This window comes from Fodinibius roseus, assembly GCF_900129315.1.
Classification (GTDB): Bacteria; Bacteroidota; Rhodothermia; order Balneolales; family Balneolaceae; genus Fodinibius; species Fodinibius roseus.
This window is the reverse complement of record NZ_FQUS01000007.1, coordinates 28,990-43,961: the sequence shown is the minus strand read 5'-3', so window position 1 is coordinate 43,961 and position 14,972 is coordinate 28,990. Positions and strand designations below refer to the sequence as shown.

Annotated in this window: 12 protein-coding genes; 8 read left to right on the top strand and 4 right to left on the bottom strand. The window is 50.0% G+C overall.

Annotated elements, in window-relative coordinates:
* Positions 1-93: 93 nt before the first annotated feature.
* Positions 94-1,110 (top strand): alpha/beta fold hydrolase, encoded by a 1,017-nt coding sequence (locus BUB16_RS07910; RefSeq protein ID WP_211483125.1) that lies wholly within the window; start codon positions 94-96, stop codon positions 1,108-1,110.
* A 27-nt stretch (positions 1,111-1,137) separates the two neighbouring features.
* Here the strand turns inward: BUB16_RS07910 and secG are convergent, their stop codons facing one another.
* Positions 1,138-1,542, bottom strand: coding sequence for a preprotein translocase subunit SecG (gene secG / locus BUB16_RS07905; RefSeq protein WP_073061913.1), 405 nt, complete (start codon positions 1,540-1,542; stop codon positions 1,138-1,140).
* Between the two features lie 143 nt (positions 1,543-1,685).
* On the opposite strand from secG, the gene BUB16_RS07900 reads away from it, so the two are divergent.
* A complete protein-coding gene (locus tag BUB16_RS07900; RefSeq protein ID WP_073061910.1) occupies positions 1,686-2,573 on the top strand; it encodes a mechanosensitive ion channel family protein in 888 nt (295 codons plus the stop codon).
* Positions 2,574-2,675: 102 nt separating this feature from the next.
* Here the strand turns inward: BUB16_RS07900 and BUB16_RS07895 are convergent, their stop codons facing one another.
* On the bottom strand, positions 2,676-3,350 hold the full coding sequence (locus tag BUB16_RS07895) for an SOS response-associated peptidase (protein WP_073061907.1): 675 nt from the start codon (positions 3,348-3,350) through the stop codon (positions 2,676-2,678).
* Positions 3,351-3,435: 85 nt separating this feature from the next.
* Here BUB16_RS07895 and BUB16_RS07890 point away from each other — a divergent pair, with 85 nt between their 5' ends.
* Both BUB16_RS07890 and BUB16_RS07885 read left to right on the top strand, forming a co-directional pair.
* The gene (locus BUB16_RS07890) at positions 3,436-4,398 is read left to right on the top strand and encodes a CPBP family intramembrane glutamic endopeptidase (protein ID WP_073061904.1); all 963 of its coding nucleotides are present in this window, start codon (positions 3,436-3,438) and stop codon (positions 4,396-4,398) included.
* A gap of 92 nt (positions 4,399-4,490) precedes the next feature.
* Entirely contained in the window at positions 4,491-5,855 is a 1,365-nt protein-coding gene (locus BUB16_RS07885) for a DEAD/DEAH box helicase (protein ID WP_073061902.1), read from the top strand.
* Between the two features lie 170 nt (positions 5,856-6,025).
* On the opposite strand, the gene BUB16_RS07880 is transcribed toward BUB16_RS07885, so the two are convergent.
* Entirely contained in the window at positions 6,026-7,267 is a 1,242-nt protein-coding gene (locus tag BUB16_RS07880; protein WP_073061899.1) for an aminotransferase class I/II-fold pyridoxal phosphate-dependent enzyme, read from the bottom strand.
* 525 nt (positions 7,268-7,792) lie between these two features.
* Between BUB16_RS07880 and BUB16_RS07875 the strand changes: the two genes are divergently transcribed.
* The 4 genes from BUB16_RS07875 to BUB16_RS07860 are packed head-to-tail and all read left to right on the top strand — an operon-like array spanning position 7,793 to position 14,226.
* Positions 7,793-8,248 (top strand): MarR family winged helix-turn-helix transcriptional regulator, encoded by a 456-nt coding sequence (locus BUB16_RS07875; protein ID WP_084088125.1) that lies wholly within the window; start codon positions 7,793-7,795, stop codon positions 8,246-8,248.
* Between the two features lie 55 nt (positions 8,249-8,303).
* The gene (locus tag BUB16_RS07870) at positions 8,304-9,512 is read left to right on the top strand and encodes an efflux RND transporter periplasmic adaptor subunit (RefSeq protein WP_073061894.1); all 1,209 of its coding nucleotides are present in this window, start codon (positions 8,304-8,306) and stop codon (positions 9,510-9,512) included.
* Between the two features lie 59 nt (positions 9,513-9,571).
* On the top strand, positions 9,572-12,721 hold the full coding sequence (locus tag BUB16_RS07865) for an efflux RND transporter permease subunit (RefSeq protein ID WP_073061891.1): 3,150 nt from the start codon (positions 9,572-9,574) through the stop codon (positions 12,719-12,721).
* Between the two features lie 47 nt (positions 12,722-12,768).
* Entirely contained in the window at positions 12,769-14,226 is a 1,458-nt protein-coding gene (locus tag BUB16_RS07860) for an efflux transporter outer membrane subunit (RefSeq protein ID WP_073062354.1), read from the top strand.
* Positions 14,227-14,276: 50 nt separating this feature from the next.
* On the opposite strand, the gene BUB16_RS07855 is transcribed toward BUB16_RS07860, so the two are convergent.
* Entirely contained in the window at positions 14,277-14,909 is a 633-nt protein-coding gene (locus BUB16_RS07855) for a CPBP family glutamic-type intramembrane protease (RefSeq protein ID WP_073061888.1), read from the bottom strand.
* Positions 14,910-14,972 lie beyond the last annotated feature (63 nt).

Sequence of the window (14,972 nt, the reverse complement as noted above, 5' to 3'; positions counted from 1 at the left end):
TAATTAGATGAGCCCTATAAAAATAAAAGCAGGAATATCCCCGTTGCTCTGTAACCCGGGGAAAAAATTTACTACATTGCATAGTTAACTGTTATGGATAACCCGACCCCTGCCATGAAAAGGCCCGTCTTTATCATACTTCTGGTACTTTTGAGCACAGCTTCCCTGTTCGCGCAGGACCGGCGTCCCGCTCTCGGCATCAACCTCGAGGGCTACGACTATCCCTACCCGGCCGAGTATTTTACCTTTGAGTCACAGCAGCAGTCGATGGAAATGGCGTTCATGTACGAGGAAGCCGGCGATCCCAATGGCAGGACCATCCTGCTGTTCCACGGGAAAAACTTCAACGGGGCCTACTTCGGGGAAGTAATGCAGGCATTACTGGACGAAGGGTTTAATGTATTGGCTCCCGACCAGATTGGCTTCGGCAAGTCGACCAAACCCGACTATTATCACTACACCTTCCAGCAGCTGGCACAGAATACCAAGGCGCTGGCCGATTCCCTGGGAATCAGTCGAACCGTGGTTCTGGGTCACTCTATGGGCGGCATGCTGGCCACACGCTTCTCGCTGATGTACCCCGGAACGGTGGAAACGCTGGTTCTGGAAAATCCCATCGGGCTGGAAGACTGGAAGAAAAAAGTGCCCTACCAGGGAATTGATCACTGGTTCCGGCAGGAGCTGGACAAAACCTATGAAGGCGTCAAACAGTATATGTCCCAAAGCTATTACGACAACAACTGGAGCCCCGCCTATGACGAGTGGCTCTACCTGCGGACGGCCTTTTTCGGTCAGCCCGGTTACGAGCGCTATGCCTGGAACCAGGCGCTGACCACCGATATGGTTTTTACCCAGCCCGTGCTGTATGAATTTTCGGATCTGGAAGTCCCGGCCGTACTTATTATCGGCCAGCGTGATCGTACGGCCCTCGGCACCGGACTGGTTCCCGATTCGGTGGCCGCGACCATGGGACAGTATCCCAAGCTGGGCAAACGCACCGCACGGGAAATCCCCGATGCTACGCTCATCGAACTGGACGGCATCGGGCACCTGCCGCATATCGAGGCGTTTGATCGTTTTATGGACGCCCTGCTTTCTACCATCAACTGAACATCTCCGGAGATGGCGGGGCTTGATTTAATTATTTCCGCCGTCCGAACCCGAACCGCCTGCGTCGTTATTTCCGTCCTGGTTTTGCGGCATATCGGGCACAGCAGACGGACTTTGAGACGAGTTGTCAAAGTTATTCTGTTGTTGGACAGGCACTTCAACGCCGCTTTCCTGTACCGCACTCTCGGAAGTCCCACCCCGGTCAATGGCAAAGTTGGCGAGCAAGCTGAGCACAAGTAAAGCGCCACCCAGCACGCTGGTGGATTTTGACAGCAAGTCGGCCGTGCGGCGTGCCCCCAGGCCGGCACCGCCCTGCATGCCGCCGGCCAGGCCGCCGGAAAGTCCACCGCCCTGACCCGGTTGCAGAAGAACGACGATGGTTAAGAGAATACAAACAAGAACAATAAGAACTAAAATGATATTATACAGCATAATAAAGACAACTATCGGTAAATATTAGACTCGTTAAGTTATCCAAAATTCCTTTTTTTTACAATGTTATTATGTCAAGAAAATTTCCGTTCTTGTATTATCAACCCTGCTACGGTTAATTTATTATCCTAAAGTCCTTTTCTGTGGAAGATTTCACGAACCAACTCCAGAATATCATTCAGAGCTCGCCGGCCTTCAGTAATAAAGTCGTTCTCTCCCTCGGGATCATATTTGTCATATGGCTGATTCGCTATCTTGCCGTGCGCTCGGTCAATAAGCACATACCGGAGGCGAAAGACCAGTACAAGTGGCGCAAAAACCTCACGTATATTTCCGTTTTTATCGGATTTCTGGTTGTCGGACGTATCTGGTTTGAGGGACTACAGTCGCTGGCAACGTTTCTGGGGTTGCTTTCTGCGGGACTGGCGATCGCCCTTAAAGATCCGATTTCAGACTTAGCCGGATGGCTGTTCATCCTCTGGCGCAAGCCGTTTGAAGTGGGAGACCGCATCCAGGTGGGCGACACCAAAGGAGATGTCATTGATCTTAGAATTTTTAAATTTACGGTGCTTGAAATTGGCAACTGGGTGCGCAGCGATCAAAGCACCGGCCGGGTAGTGCATGTGCCCAATCACCTGATTTTTTCCGACGCGCTGGCTAACTATACCAGCGACTTTGATTTTATCTGGAATGAACTGGAGGTGCTTGTCACCTTCGAAAGCGACTGGGATAAAGCAAAACAGATCTTGCAGCAAATTGCAGACGAGCATCTCGAGGAGTTCATAGAAAAAGCCGACCGGCAGGTACGGCGCGCCCAAAAGGCCTACCTCATTTATTACCGGCATCTCACTCCCATTGTCTATACCGATGTACAGGACAGCGGCATCTGCCTGACGATCCGCCACCTTGCGAATCCGCGCAACCGGCGGGGAATCTCCCAGGCCATTTGGGAAAATATCCTCCGCGCGTTTGAGGAACACGATGATATTGAATTAGCCTACCCGACCATGCGCATCTACAGGGATCCCTGACCATACAATGATTAACCGGGCTACGCAGTTTATGTTATCCAGGGGACACCCGGGTAACATAGGTAATCACAAAAACCAGGGTAATCAGCTTAATCTGTGGTCCTACTTTGGGATAGGCTGGATCAACTCCGGGCGATTATTATCGGTATCGTTGACCTCCTCCGAGACGCGATTGACCGCCATTTTACTCATCGGATACGACTGTAAAAGCCGATCAAGCATCTGCTCACTCAACGCTTCTCCCCGAAGCCAGGTTTGATAATGCTCCGGGTCCAGAATGACCGGCATCCGGTCGCCTACCGGCTGTACCAATGCATTTGCTTCGGTGGTGAGCATGGAACAGGAATAAACGTCGCGTCCCGATTCAGATTCCCAAACCGAATAAATGCCGGCAAAAGCCATCAGCTCGTTCGAAAGCAACCGGATATAAAAAGGGGTATTTTTCTTTTTTGTGGTTTTCCACTTATAAAATCCATGAGCCGGAATCAGGCAGCGCTGTTTCTGCAAACACGCTGTTTTCCACTCCTCTTCCCGTATATCTTCGATCGTTGTCTGATAATTTTCTGTTCCCTCACGCTCATCCTTTGCATCCGGAGGAATCAACCCCCATTTAAAGTTATAAATCAATCGTGCACCGTTCTCCCGGTACACGACCGATATCAACGACCCGGGAGTAATATTATAATGCGACTCAAAATAATCCTCCCGCTCTGAATGCACGTTAAACTGGCGTTCCACTTCATCTTTTGAAGCATGAAAAACAAATCGATCGCTCATAGGGTTGGTTTTTTTTAGACTTTTTCATCATTTAATGTAGATTCCACCTCCTTTACATATTAAAGTAACCGCTACAGAACTCCCAATGTTTCCCGATATAATGAATTTATTTTTCAACCGCGAGGAACAGCGGCTACGCGCCGGCTGGCGTGTGCTCATTCAGTTCATGCTGATGTTTTTCCTGGTGGGATTTCTTTCTCTGGCGTTTAATCGTTTCCTGGACAGTTCGCTAAGCATCATCCCCACGATAGCCCAGTGCATCGGGGTGACAACCAGCATTTGGCTCGCTGCCCGCCTGCTGGATAAACGTCCACTGAGCGAATACGGTTTGTGGTTTAACAGCCTGTGGTGGAAAGAGTTCTGGGTCGGCACCCTGATCGCTGCGGTGGCCATCAGCACTATTTTTGTCACGGAGTGGTCGCTCGACTGGCTGACTATCACCGGTTACGGCTGGGACATGTCAGCCGGACCTCCCTTCACCCGGGCATTACTCAGTTCCCTGGGCGCAATGCTTATGGTGGGTTTTTATGAGGAGTGGTTTTCCCGCGGGTACCAGCTCCTGAACCTTGCCGAAGGGCTTCGGTATCCCTGGCTTGGAGTCCGTGGAGCCGTAGCCATCGCTACGCTGGCCTCCTCGCTGTTATTCGGATTGCTGCATTTTTACAATCCCAACGCCTCGGCCATATCCACTTTCAATATTATGCTGGCAGGCATTGTGCTGGCTCTTCCCTATATCCTGACGGGAAGCTTGGGGCTTTCGGTCGGGCTCCATTTCAGCTGGAACTTTGTGCAGGCATCCGTCTTTGGTTTTCCGGTCAGCGGCACCCAGCTGGATACCTCGGTCATTCAAATCGCACAAAAAGGACCTGACTTTTGGACCGGCGGGGTCTTTGGTCCCGAAGCGGGACTGCTGGGCATATTTGGCATGGCAATAATGGTGGGTGGTACATACGTTTATATAACAGTGTCGGGTTATAACTGTGCTATTGCAAAACTTTTTAGAAAAGAGCACCATTCGTCTGTAAAATCAGATGAGCAAGCCCAATAAGTTTTGTATATTCTGCTACCTGATGAGTATCGTTTGTTCTTGAAGCGATGCATTTATGCAAGATAATGTTAATTAAATGAAAGGTTGGAACGTTGAAGTTTGAAGATATGACGTTAAGCCCCAATATTATGAGCGGGCTGCACGATGTAAACTATACTGAACTCACGGAATTACAGGAAAAGGCGCTTCCAAAGATACTGGAAGGCGATGATGCATTGATTAAGGCCGAGCCCGGGAAAGATAAAAACGCTACGTTTGTCATTCCCGCCCTGGCTAAGATAGATGCAAAGAAGAAGGTCGAAGAGACTACGACCCTGATCCTTACGCCCAATTCTGCGGAATCAAAGCAGATAGATGAGCTGATCTGGGCCATGGGATACCATGCACAAATTGAATGTGCTTCGATCGATCTTGACGGCGAAGAGGAGCAGCAGAAAGAGCTGCTGAAAGATACTCCACAGGTCATTGTCGGCAATCCGGGTCCACTGCTCGCAATTTTACAGGATTTGCGCTACATATTTCGCCATGTGGATTACCTGGTCATCGACGAAATGGATACCCTCTTCTCGCTAAATCTGGTCCCCAAGGTGAACAATATCCTGAAAAGAGTTATATCTGAGCATCAAACGCTTATTTTTACCGATACGTTGACGGATGAGGTGCAAAATTTTGCTGAAAACACCTTGACCGACGGTATCGCTATTGGTTTTGACCCATCAAAATCAAAGATGCTTTCCAAGCCGCCCAACGTGCCCGGAAACCTCTCTCAGGGATATATTTATGTGCCTAACCGCATGAAAATCACTACGTTTATGGCTCATATTGAAGAGACTCCGGAGGAACGGTGCGTGGTCTTTACCGCATCAAAACGGGGAACGGATCGCCTCTATAAGACATTGCGTAAACACAACTTCAAAGCCACCAGCATTCACGAAAAGCTTTCAGAGGAAAAAGTCGCACAGCGGCTTGCCAATTTTACCAATGGTGATATTCAGTTTCTTCTGGTAGCGGATATTTCGGCCGCAGCGCTGGATATCGATAACGTCGCCCAAGTCATTAACTATGATGTACCCAGCGATCCCGACGAGTACCGGTACCGCACCGACCTGGTGGGAAGCGGAAAGGCCACTCGCCTCGTCTCCCTGGTATCCAAGCAGGATCGCAGTGATATCAACAGAATTGAAAAAGAACTGACTCAGGTTCCCAAGGAACTGGACCTTCCCAAAAAGGTTACGCAAAAGCTGAAGGAACGCAAAAAAAATCAGAAAAAGTCCGGCTCCAAAAAACAACGCAACGGCAACAAGAAAAGCCGCAAAAGCAAGAAAAAAAGCAAAGACAGCGGATTGGAGCTTCCCCGTCCCAGTTACGACAAGCTAAGTGGCGGTAAAAGCGGCAGCAGCCCTAAAAAAGATAAGAAATCGGGCGTTATCCAGATGCTTAAAAACCTGTTTTCGTAATTTTTAATACTTGTCTGTCTGGTCATTTTAAGCGATCGGGCGGGTTTTCTTTCCGTATCCGGCGACAGGATGGGTTGTAGCAGGATGGGTCAGGGATGGACTTTCTGGATAAAAGTTCCCCGCATATCCGGCTAAAAGTAAGGAAAGAGCGGCCCTGTCTTACTCCCGGTCTATGCCGTCATTTTCTTCTGGACTTCGGCACTGACGCTGTTTAACGCTACATCCTTGATTGACTCAAAGCCGTTCAGCGTCTGCTGGATATGCTCGTCGGTATGGGCCGCCGTCGGAATCAAACGAATAAGGACTGTCCCCTTTGGCACGACCGGATAGGTCACCCCACTTACAAATACGCCATGCTCTTCGCGAAGCCTTCGCATGATAAGCTGACACAGATCCGTACTTCCCTTGGTCAGCACGGGAGTTACGGGGCATTCCGCCGGCAGTACGTTATAGCCGATCTCACGGAGGCCGCTGCGCAGCTTTCTGGTATTTGACCATAGTTGTTCTCTCCATTCTGGATGTTGACGAATCATGGACAGCCGCTTGCGCGCCGATTTTACAATAGGCATGGGTACCGATTTGGCAAAAATCTGGCTGCGGGCGTTGGCTTTCAAAAATTCAACAACGCGGGTTTCTGTTGCGACAAACGCACCGATTAAAGCAAAAGCCTTGGCGAAGGTCCCAAAGTAAATATCAATGCCGTCGTGGCAGCCCAGATGGGTCCCCGTACCGGAGCCATCATCCCCCATCGTACCCACACCATGCGCATCGTCTACCAGCAGTCGGAAGGGATATTCCTCCTTGAGGGCAATCATTTCCTTGAGTATGCCGAGGTCGCCGGTCATTCCGAAAGCGCCCTCTGTGACAACCAGGACTGAGGAGTTGGATTTCGCATTGCGATGGGCGCGTTTCAACTGCTTGGCAAAGCTGTCGATATCATTATGCTTGAATACAAATTTTTCTGCCATTGCCAGCTGCTTACCGTCCACAATACAGGCATGACTCAATTCATCATAGATAAGGATATCATTGCGATCTACCAGCGCATGGATCACGCTCATGATTCCCTGGTACCCGTAATTTAATAACAAAGCATCCGGTTTATGGACAAAATCAGCCAGCTCTTCTTCAAGCTTCTCGTGATCGTCGGAGTTACCGGTCATCAGCCGTGCCCCCATGGGACTGCTGAGGCTGTAGTCCCGTGCTATATCTCTGTCGTACTCCCTGACCTCTTCATTACTGCCGACCCCAAGATAATCGTTAATACTCCATACGATAACATCCTTACCATTGAATTTCATTACAGGGCCCAATGGTCCCTCTAATTTAGGATAGGTATAATAACCATAGCCTTCAGATGTAAATTTTCCTAAAGGACTGGGACGGCACTGAAGCTTGTCAAATAAATCCATAAAACTGCTTAAATAATTGCTTTTGTTATAAATAGGTGCTTTTGTTGCTAACAAAAAACTAAATGGGCCCTAAAAACATTTAAAAAAGGTAATGAAAATTACCCTCTTCTCAAAAATGGGCCCCCATCAAAAAAATACAGGCTGGCCAATTATCATAGACGTTACTAACATACAGTTTTTCCTATAGAAAAAAATGGCAGGAGCCATACGTACGTTCAAGAAGCTAAATGGCCGGCTGAAATAAAACAAAAATTTCTCCTGTGCCCATATTTTTCACCGTCTTAAAAGACCTTAGCAGGCCCTGCAAGCTGTTTGTGAACGGGGATAACTACTCGCTTCCGGATCCGTGGCAGCCCACAAAGTTCTCCAGGGGCTCCAGTCATCCTTCAAGCCGATATATCCCCTTCGAATTGATAAAAAAATAAATTCGTGTTAAGAGAACCTTTTCTATCCGTTAATTAGTTGCGTATGTCAACTAATATGGTTTTCTTTGATCGTTTCAAAAAATACTGACCCAATATCCATATGTCTTTAAAACGAAAGCTGCGCTGTGATACCCTTGGTTGTAAAATGGGATTTACCGTAAAAGGAATCCTCCGGTTGCTGGACAAGAAGTTCGCCCGGCAAAATATTGATCTGACCCTCGAACAATATTTCATTCTCAACATAGTGAATAATGAAGAACGATTAATTTTACAAGACCTGACGGAAATCCTCAATCGCGATAAGTCTGCTATAGCCAGGCACTTAAACGGGCTGGAAGAAAAACATTTCGTGGCACGTACCACCGATCCGGAAGACAAGCGAAGAAAAATATTACTGATTACCAAACCCGGTATACAGATACTGAAGAAGGCAAAAAAGCTGGCAAGGCAAATAAACAGAGACATCACCTGCGATATCTCCGAGAAAGATCTGCAACAATTCGAATCGGTTCTCGCCAAAATATATAAGCAAATCGATTCCGAAGGGCTTTGTTGAGATCATCAACCTTATGGGTAACATTATAAAAACAAACTATACAAAATATCATCTCATGACGTTTGATTATTCATTTAGCACAGGAATCCTGCTCTTATTCGTCGCTTCACTCCTCACCGCATCTTGCGGGAGTTCGGACGAACAAGCCAGGCAAGCCGACTCACAGCAGGTTCAGCCTTATCCCGTTTTAACCCTGTATCCCCGATCTATTGAATTAACCAGCAGTTATCCCGCTACCCTGGAGGGTATTCAGACCGTGGAAATTCGCCCGAGAGTACAAGGGTATATTGTCGACATGCCGGTAGATGAAGGCGATATTGTGCGGGAAGGCCAAATTCTTTTCAGGCTGAACAGTGAACAGTACGAGCAGGAAGTGCGATCAGCCGAAGCAGATGTTAAAGCGGCGCGGGCGGCCATTAATACCGCTGAGGACGAAGTGCAGCGCCTGAGCAAACTGGCGGAAAAAGAGATTATTAGTGAATACCGGTTGCAATCGGCCAAAAACAATCTGGAATCGCAGCAGGCCGCTTTGGCCCAGGCGCAGGCAAGCCTGGAAAATGCACGAGTCAACCTGGGTTATACCAATGTCAAAAGTCCGACCGACGGCGTCATGGGCACCATCCCATACCGCATAGGCAGCCTGGTAAGCAGCACCATATCCGAGCCCCTGACGGTCATTTCCAATATCTCCCGAATATACGCCTACTTTTCGATGAGTGAGCGCGAGCTGCTGGAGATGTCCCGTAATGTTTCAACAGAAGGACCGAACACAAGCTTACAGCAACAGGTTGCCAACATGCCCGACGTGAATCTGATATTGGCCGATAATTCTACCTATGCCCAGCAGGGGACCTTAAAGCTGGCAAGCGGACTCATTGACAGGGAAACCGGGTCGGCCTCCTTCCGGGCCCTCTTTCCCAATCCGAAGGAGATACTCCGGAGCGGGGGATCAGCCAGCGTACAGATCCCCTTCCGCCGGGATTCGGCTGTGGTCATTCCCAAATCGGCTACCTACGAGATCCAGAACAAGCGATTTGTTTATACGGTCAGCGACAGCAATACCGTACAAAGTACCGAAATCACTACGCTTCCTCTATCTACCAAACAGCTTTTTGTAGTGGAAGAGGGACTCTCGGCCCAAAATAAGATCGTGACCGCGGGCCTTGGCAACCTCCGGGACGGGACCGAAATTAACCCCCGGCCGGTCAATGCCGACAGTTTATACCAGTCGCTGACCGTGAAGGAACAGCAACCGGCTGATTAAGATTATTAAGGATTGTCAGTTTTTAGAAGCATCAATTTTAAGACTCTAAATTCACTATAATGATAAGACGCTTTATAGAACGACCGGTATTATCCACGGTCATATCCATTATCATCATTATTCTCGGTTTTTTGGGCTATAACGCCCTGCCGGTTTCCCTCTACCCCGAAATTGCTCCCCCGACTATTCAGGTGTCGGCGACCTATCCGGGAGCCAATGCCGAAACCGTACTCAATAGTGTGGTAGCTCCCCTCGAAGAACAGATTAACGGGGTGGAAGGCATGACCTACATCACCTCAACCGCCAGCAACAACGGGCGAGCTCAAATTCAAGTCTACTTCGAACTGGGGACCGACCCCGATATTGCAGCGGTAAACGTTCAAAACCGGGTGGCTCAGGCCTCCAGCCAGCTCCCGCAGGAGGTGACACAGACCGGCGTCACTACCGAGAAGCAACAGACCAGCCGCCTGCTTATTTTTACGCTGTACAGCCCCGGAGCCGTACATGACGGGACCTTCCTTGAAAATTATGCCCGCATTAACCTCATCCCCCGCCTGCAGCGGGTAAATGGAGTGGGAACGGCGGATGCCTTCGGAGCCAACACCTACTCCATGCGTATCTGGATGAAGCCGGATGTGATGGCTTCCTACGATTTGGTGCCCGCCGATGTCATAGCGGCGCTGAATGAGCAAAGCTTTGTAGCCGCTCCCGGGGCCATCGGGGAAAACAGCGGGCAGTCGTTTCAGTATACCCTGAAATACAAGGGACGTCTTTCGACGGTACCCGAATACGAAGATATCATTATCAGAGAGGGATCCGGTTCTTCGGAGTTGCTTAAACTGAAAGACATTGCTGAGGTGGAACTGGGCTCGCAAACCTATTCCATCATCAGTACCGCCAACGGGGCCCCCAGTGTGGGGATGTTCGTATCACAAACCGCCGGGTCCAATGCCCAGGAGGTGGTGGAAAATGTGAAGGCGGAAATCGAGAATGCCTCCCGGTCGTTTCCCGAAGGCATCGAATACACCACCGTTTATGACGCCAACAGCTTTCTGAGCGCCTCGATGGACAAGGTCTTTGTTACTTTTTTAGAAGCCTTCCTCCTGGTCTTTATCGTGGTATTTGTCTTCCTGCAGGACTGGCGATCTACCCTGATTCCGGCCATCGCCGTACCGGTATCGATCATCGGTACGTTTTTCTTTCTGAATCTCTTCGGCTACAGCGTAAACCTGCTCACGCTCTTTGCCCTGGTGCTGGCCATCGGAATTGTGGTGGATGATGCCATCATCGTCGTGGAAATTATTCATGCCAAGCTGGAGGAGGGGGCGGAGTCGGGAACCGAAGCCGCCGTCGAGGGGATGAATGAGATCGCCGGGGCTATTGTATCCATTACGCTGGTCATGTCGGCCATATTTGTGCCGGTTACCTTCATGACCGGTTCCACCGGCGTATTCTTCCAGCAGTTTGGCATTACCCTCGCTACGGCCATTATCATTTCGGCCGTCAACGCCCTGACGCTGAGTCCTGCTTTGTGCGCGCTGGTTCTGAAACCGGAACACAAGCAGGTGGGAGACGAAAAAACGCTGGTGGACCGATTTGCCATAGCGTTTAACACCTCCTTTGATGTCGCCAAGTACCGGTATAAAAAGGTGTTAGGATTTTTCACCCGCCATTCCTGGTCTGCCGTGGCCGTCGTCGTTGGGGCTATAGCGCTGTTTGCCCTGCTATTCCAAACAACTCCCTCCGGCTTTGTTCCCGATGAGGACCAGGGAACGTTTTTTGCAAATGTAAGCCTGCCCGCCTCTTCGTCCCTGGAGCGAACCGAGGAGGTGATGGCAGAACTTGACGGCATCCTCGCCGATATGGATGTTATCGACTCGCGTCTGGCCATTTCAGGATTTGGTCTTATCAGCGGTTCCGGGAGCCAGTATGGGTTTATCGTCGGAAAGTTAAAGCACTGGGATCAGCGCGAGCAAAGCGTTAACGAGGTTATTTCCGAACTACAGAAAAAAACATCGGGCCTTCGGGAAGCAGACATCGTTTTCTTCTCTCCCGCCGTTATTTCGGGCTTTGGAAACACCAGCGGGTTTACGGTCAACGTACAGGATCTGAGCAATGCCGAGCTGAGCGAACTGGACAAAACCAGCAAACAGGTACAGCAGGCCCTGTTTCAGCGCCCGGAGATACAGTATGCGACCTCCTACTTTAACACCGACTATCCCCAGTACTTGGTCAATGTGGATGTCGCCAAAGCCCAGCGCGCCGGCTATACCGTACAATCCATTCTGAATGTCATGCAGGCGTATTACGGGGGATTGTATGTATCGAATTTCAACCGTTTTGGCAAGCTTTACCGTGTCTACGTGCAGGCGGACCCTCAGCAACGGGGGTCTGAGGAAAGCCTCCAAAAGGTTTCCGTGAGAAACAGCCGGGGAGAAATGGCTCCGATCAACTCCTTTGTCGACCTGGAGCGGGTATACGGACCCCAGAATGTCTCTCGCTTCAATCTCTTTAATTCTGTGCAGCTGACCGGGGCCACCAATCCCGGCTACAGTTCCGGCGATGCCATAGCGGCTATTGAAGAGGTTTTTGATGCACAGATTTCTTCCGACTACACTTATGCCTTTTCGGGACTTACCCGGGAAGAAAGTCAGGCAAGTGGTCAGGAGCTCTTTATTTTTGCGCTCTGCCTGCTCTTTGTGTATTTCCTGCTCAGCGCCCAGTATGAAAGCTATCTCGTACCCTGGGCCGTTATTCTGCCGCTGCCTATCGGCCTGGCGGGATCGTTTATTTTTGCCAACATTTTTGGCGTGGCGAATAACATATATCTTCAGATCTCAGCGATCATGCTGATGGGACTGCTGGCCAAGAATGCCATCCTGGTGGTGGAATTTGCCCTGCAGCGCCGCCGGGAGGGAATGAGCATCGCCAAAGCCGCGATCAACGGGGCTGAAGCCAGGCTGAGACCCATCCTGATGACCTCCTTTGCCTTTATTGCAGGGCTGATGCCGCTGGCGCTTGCCACGGGTATCAATGCCAATGCCAACCAGTCGATTGGGATCGGTACCGCGGGCGGGATGTTCATCGGCACCTTCATCGGGCTGCTGGTGGTGCCGGTCCTGTTTATTCTCTTCCAGAAACTCCAGGAGAAGATATCGGGTCCCCCCGAAATCGTGCGTGAGCAACAAAAGAAAATTATTTTGCCCTGATGCTGATGAACCTATTTGCTAAGTTGAACGATTTATTTCCAGATACCATGCCTTATAAGTCCAATGTCCCTTTTATAGCAGTCATTTTGCTGGGCGTCACGCTCTCTTCCTGTATAGCCACAAAACCCTATGAAAAGCCCGATATAGCAACGGAAAATCTGTATCCCTTTGAACAGGTGGAACTGGACAGTACGACCCTGGCTGATATGCCGTGGCAGCAAGTATTCAGGGATCCCCGGCTGCGCGATCTTATTGAAGAGGCCCTTGACCACAACCTGGAGCTCCAAAGCGCTATTCAACAGATACGAATTGCCGAGGCTAATTTTTTCGAGGGACGCATGAGCATGCTGCCGAATCTTAGTGCCGGCGCCGACGTTTCCTACAATGAGCAGTCGGATAACAGTGTCAATTTTGGTGAAGGATTGGATAATATTTCCATCCCGGCCAGCGAGCAGTATGCTGTTTCGCTGAGTTCTAGTTGGGAGCTGGATGTGTGGGGAAAGCTGACCAGCGCCAAAAAAGCGAGTTTTGCAGCGCTCCTGCAAACCGAAGCCACGCGGCGGGCGGTACAGACGACGCTGATTGCCAACGTTGCCAGTACTTATTACCGGCTTCTGGCGCTGGATAAACAGCTTGAAATTACCCGGCAGACCGTGGAAAATCGCCGCCGGGATGTTGAAACGGTCCGAAGCCTGAAGGAAAGCGATATGGTTACGGGCGTTTCGCTTCAGCAAAGTATCGCCAATCGATACGCCGCGGAAGTAACGATCCCGGAAATTGAGCAGCAGATTACCGTCCAGGAACATGCCCTCAGCATGCTATTGGGACGTGCCCCCGGATCCATAGAACGCACCAGCCTGAGCGAACAACATCCGATTGACTCGCTGGCGACCGGTATTCCGGCGCAGCTTCTTCGCAACCGCCCGGATATTATAGCCGCCGAATATTCCTTCCGCAATGCTTTTGAACTGACAAATAACGCCCGGGCTTATTTTTATCCCTCCTTTACGCTTACTGCCCGGGGAGGATACCAGAGCTTGCAGACCGAAGATCTGTTTCAACCCGGATCCCTGTTCTATAACCTGGCGGCGGGACTGACCCAGCCGATCTTCAACCGGGGACAAAACAGGGCGCGGCTTAAGCGGAGCAAAGCCCGGCAGAAGCAGGCCCTGCTGGAACTTCGAAGTACCATTCTCGATGCCAGCAGCGAGGTCTCCAACACCTTAAGTGCATTTCAAAAGGCCGAGCAAAAATTGCAGCTGCGCCAGAACCAGTTGGAAGCGCTGGAACATGCGGTGGAGTTTTCGCGCGAACTGCTCCAGTACGGAGAAGCCAACTACACCGAAGTGCTGACCACCCAGCAACAGCTGCTCTCTGCTCAAATCAGCAATATCAATGATCGGCTGCAGCAGCTGACGGCAGGTGTGGATCTGTACCGCGCCCTCGGCGGCGGCTGGGAAAAGCCTGCGGAAAATCAAAGGGTTCAGAACGAAAGCAGGGAATAGCAGCTGTAACATGGTCCATTATTAACCGTCATATCTAATGCAGCCGTACTTTAAAACGGTTCATAAAAATAGGTTCCGAACCCCAGCGTAAAGATCAGCCAGCCATAGATCACATGTTCAACGGTAACCCAAAACAGGGATTTTGTGCGAGCATAGGTGCTTCCGAACAGCAGGCCGGCGACAAAACTGAGTCCCACTGCCCACCAGTTATCATACACAATGTGCAAAAAGGAAAAAGCTAAAGCGCTTAAAATGATCGTGCTGTATTTCAGGGAGGTCAACGAGTCATAGCGGTGAAAAAAAAACGTTCTGTAGATGAACTCCTGTGGAAGAGCCGACAGCAGCGGGTATAATACCATAACGACCATCCACAGAAAAGGTCGCTCTGCGGGAAACGCAAAAAACTGCTCCGGCTGAATAATCCAGCCTAATGCAACCAGAGCACCGCATACAAGGAGAAAACGAGTCAAAATATGTTTGCTGGTATCGCTGTTTTTGGAGCCCACGAGCAGGCTCCTACCGAATTCAGCATCTCTCCAAAGCTGATATCCACAGTACCCCGCTACCAACAGCAGTGCCCCTATTTTGGGCAGTGGAACAAGTTGCCAGTAAAATAACAGCGGTATTCCCAGGAACAGCAATATCCCTTCAGTAATAAGTATTATGGGTCTTTTGTTTTTCATAATGTATCCCTTGTAACATTCGATAGCGTGTTAATCCCTGAACGACAATCCAATAATGCATGT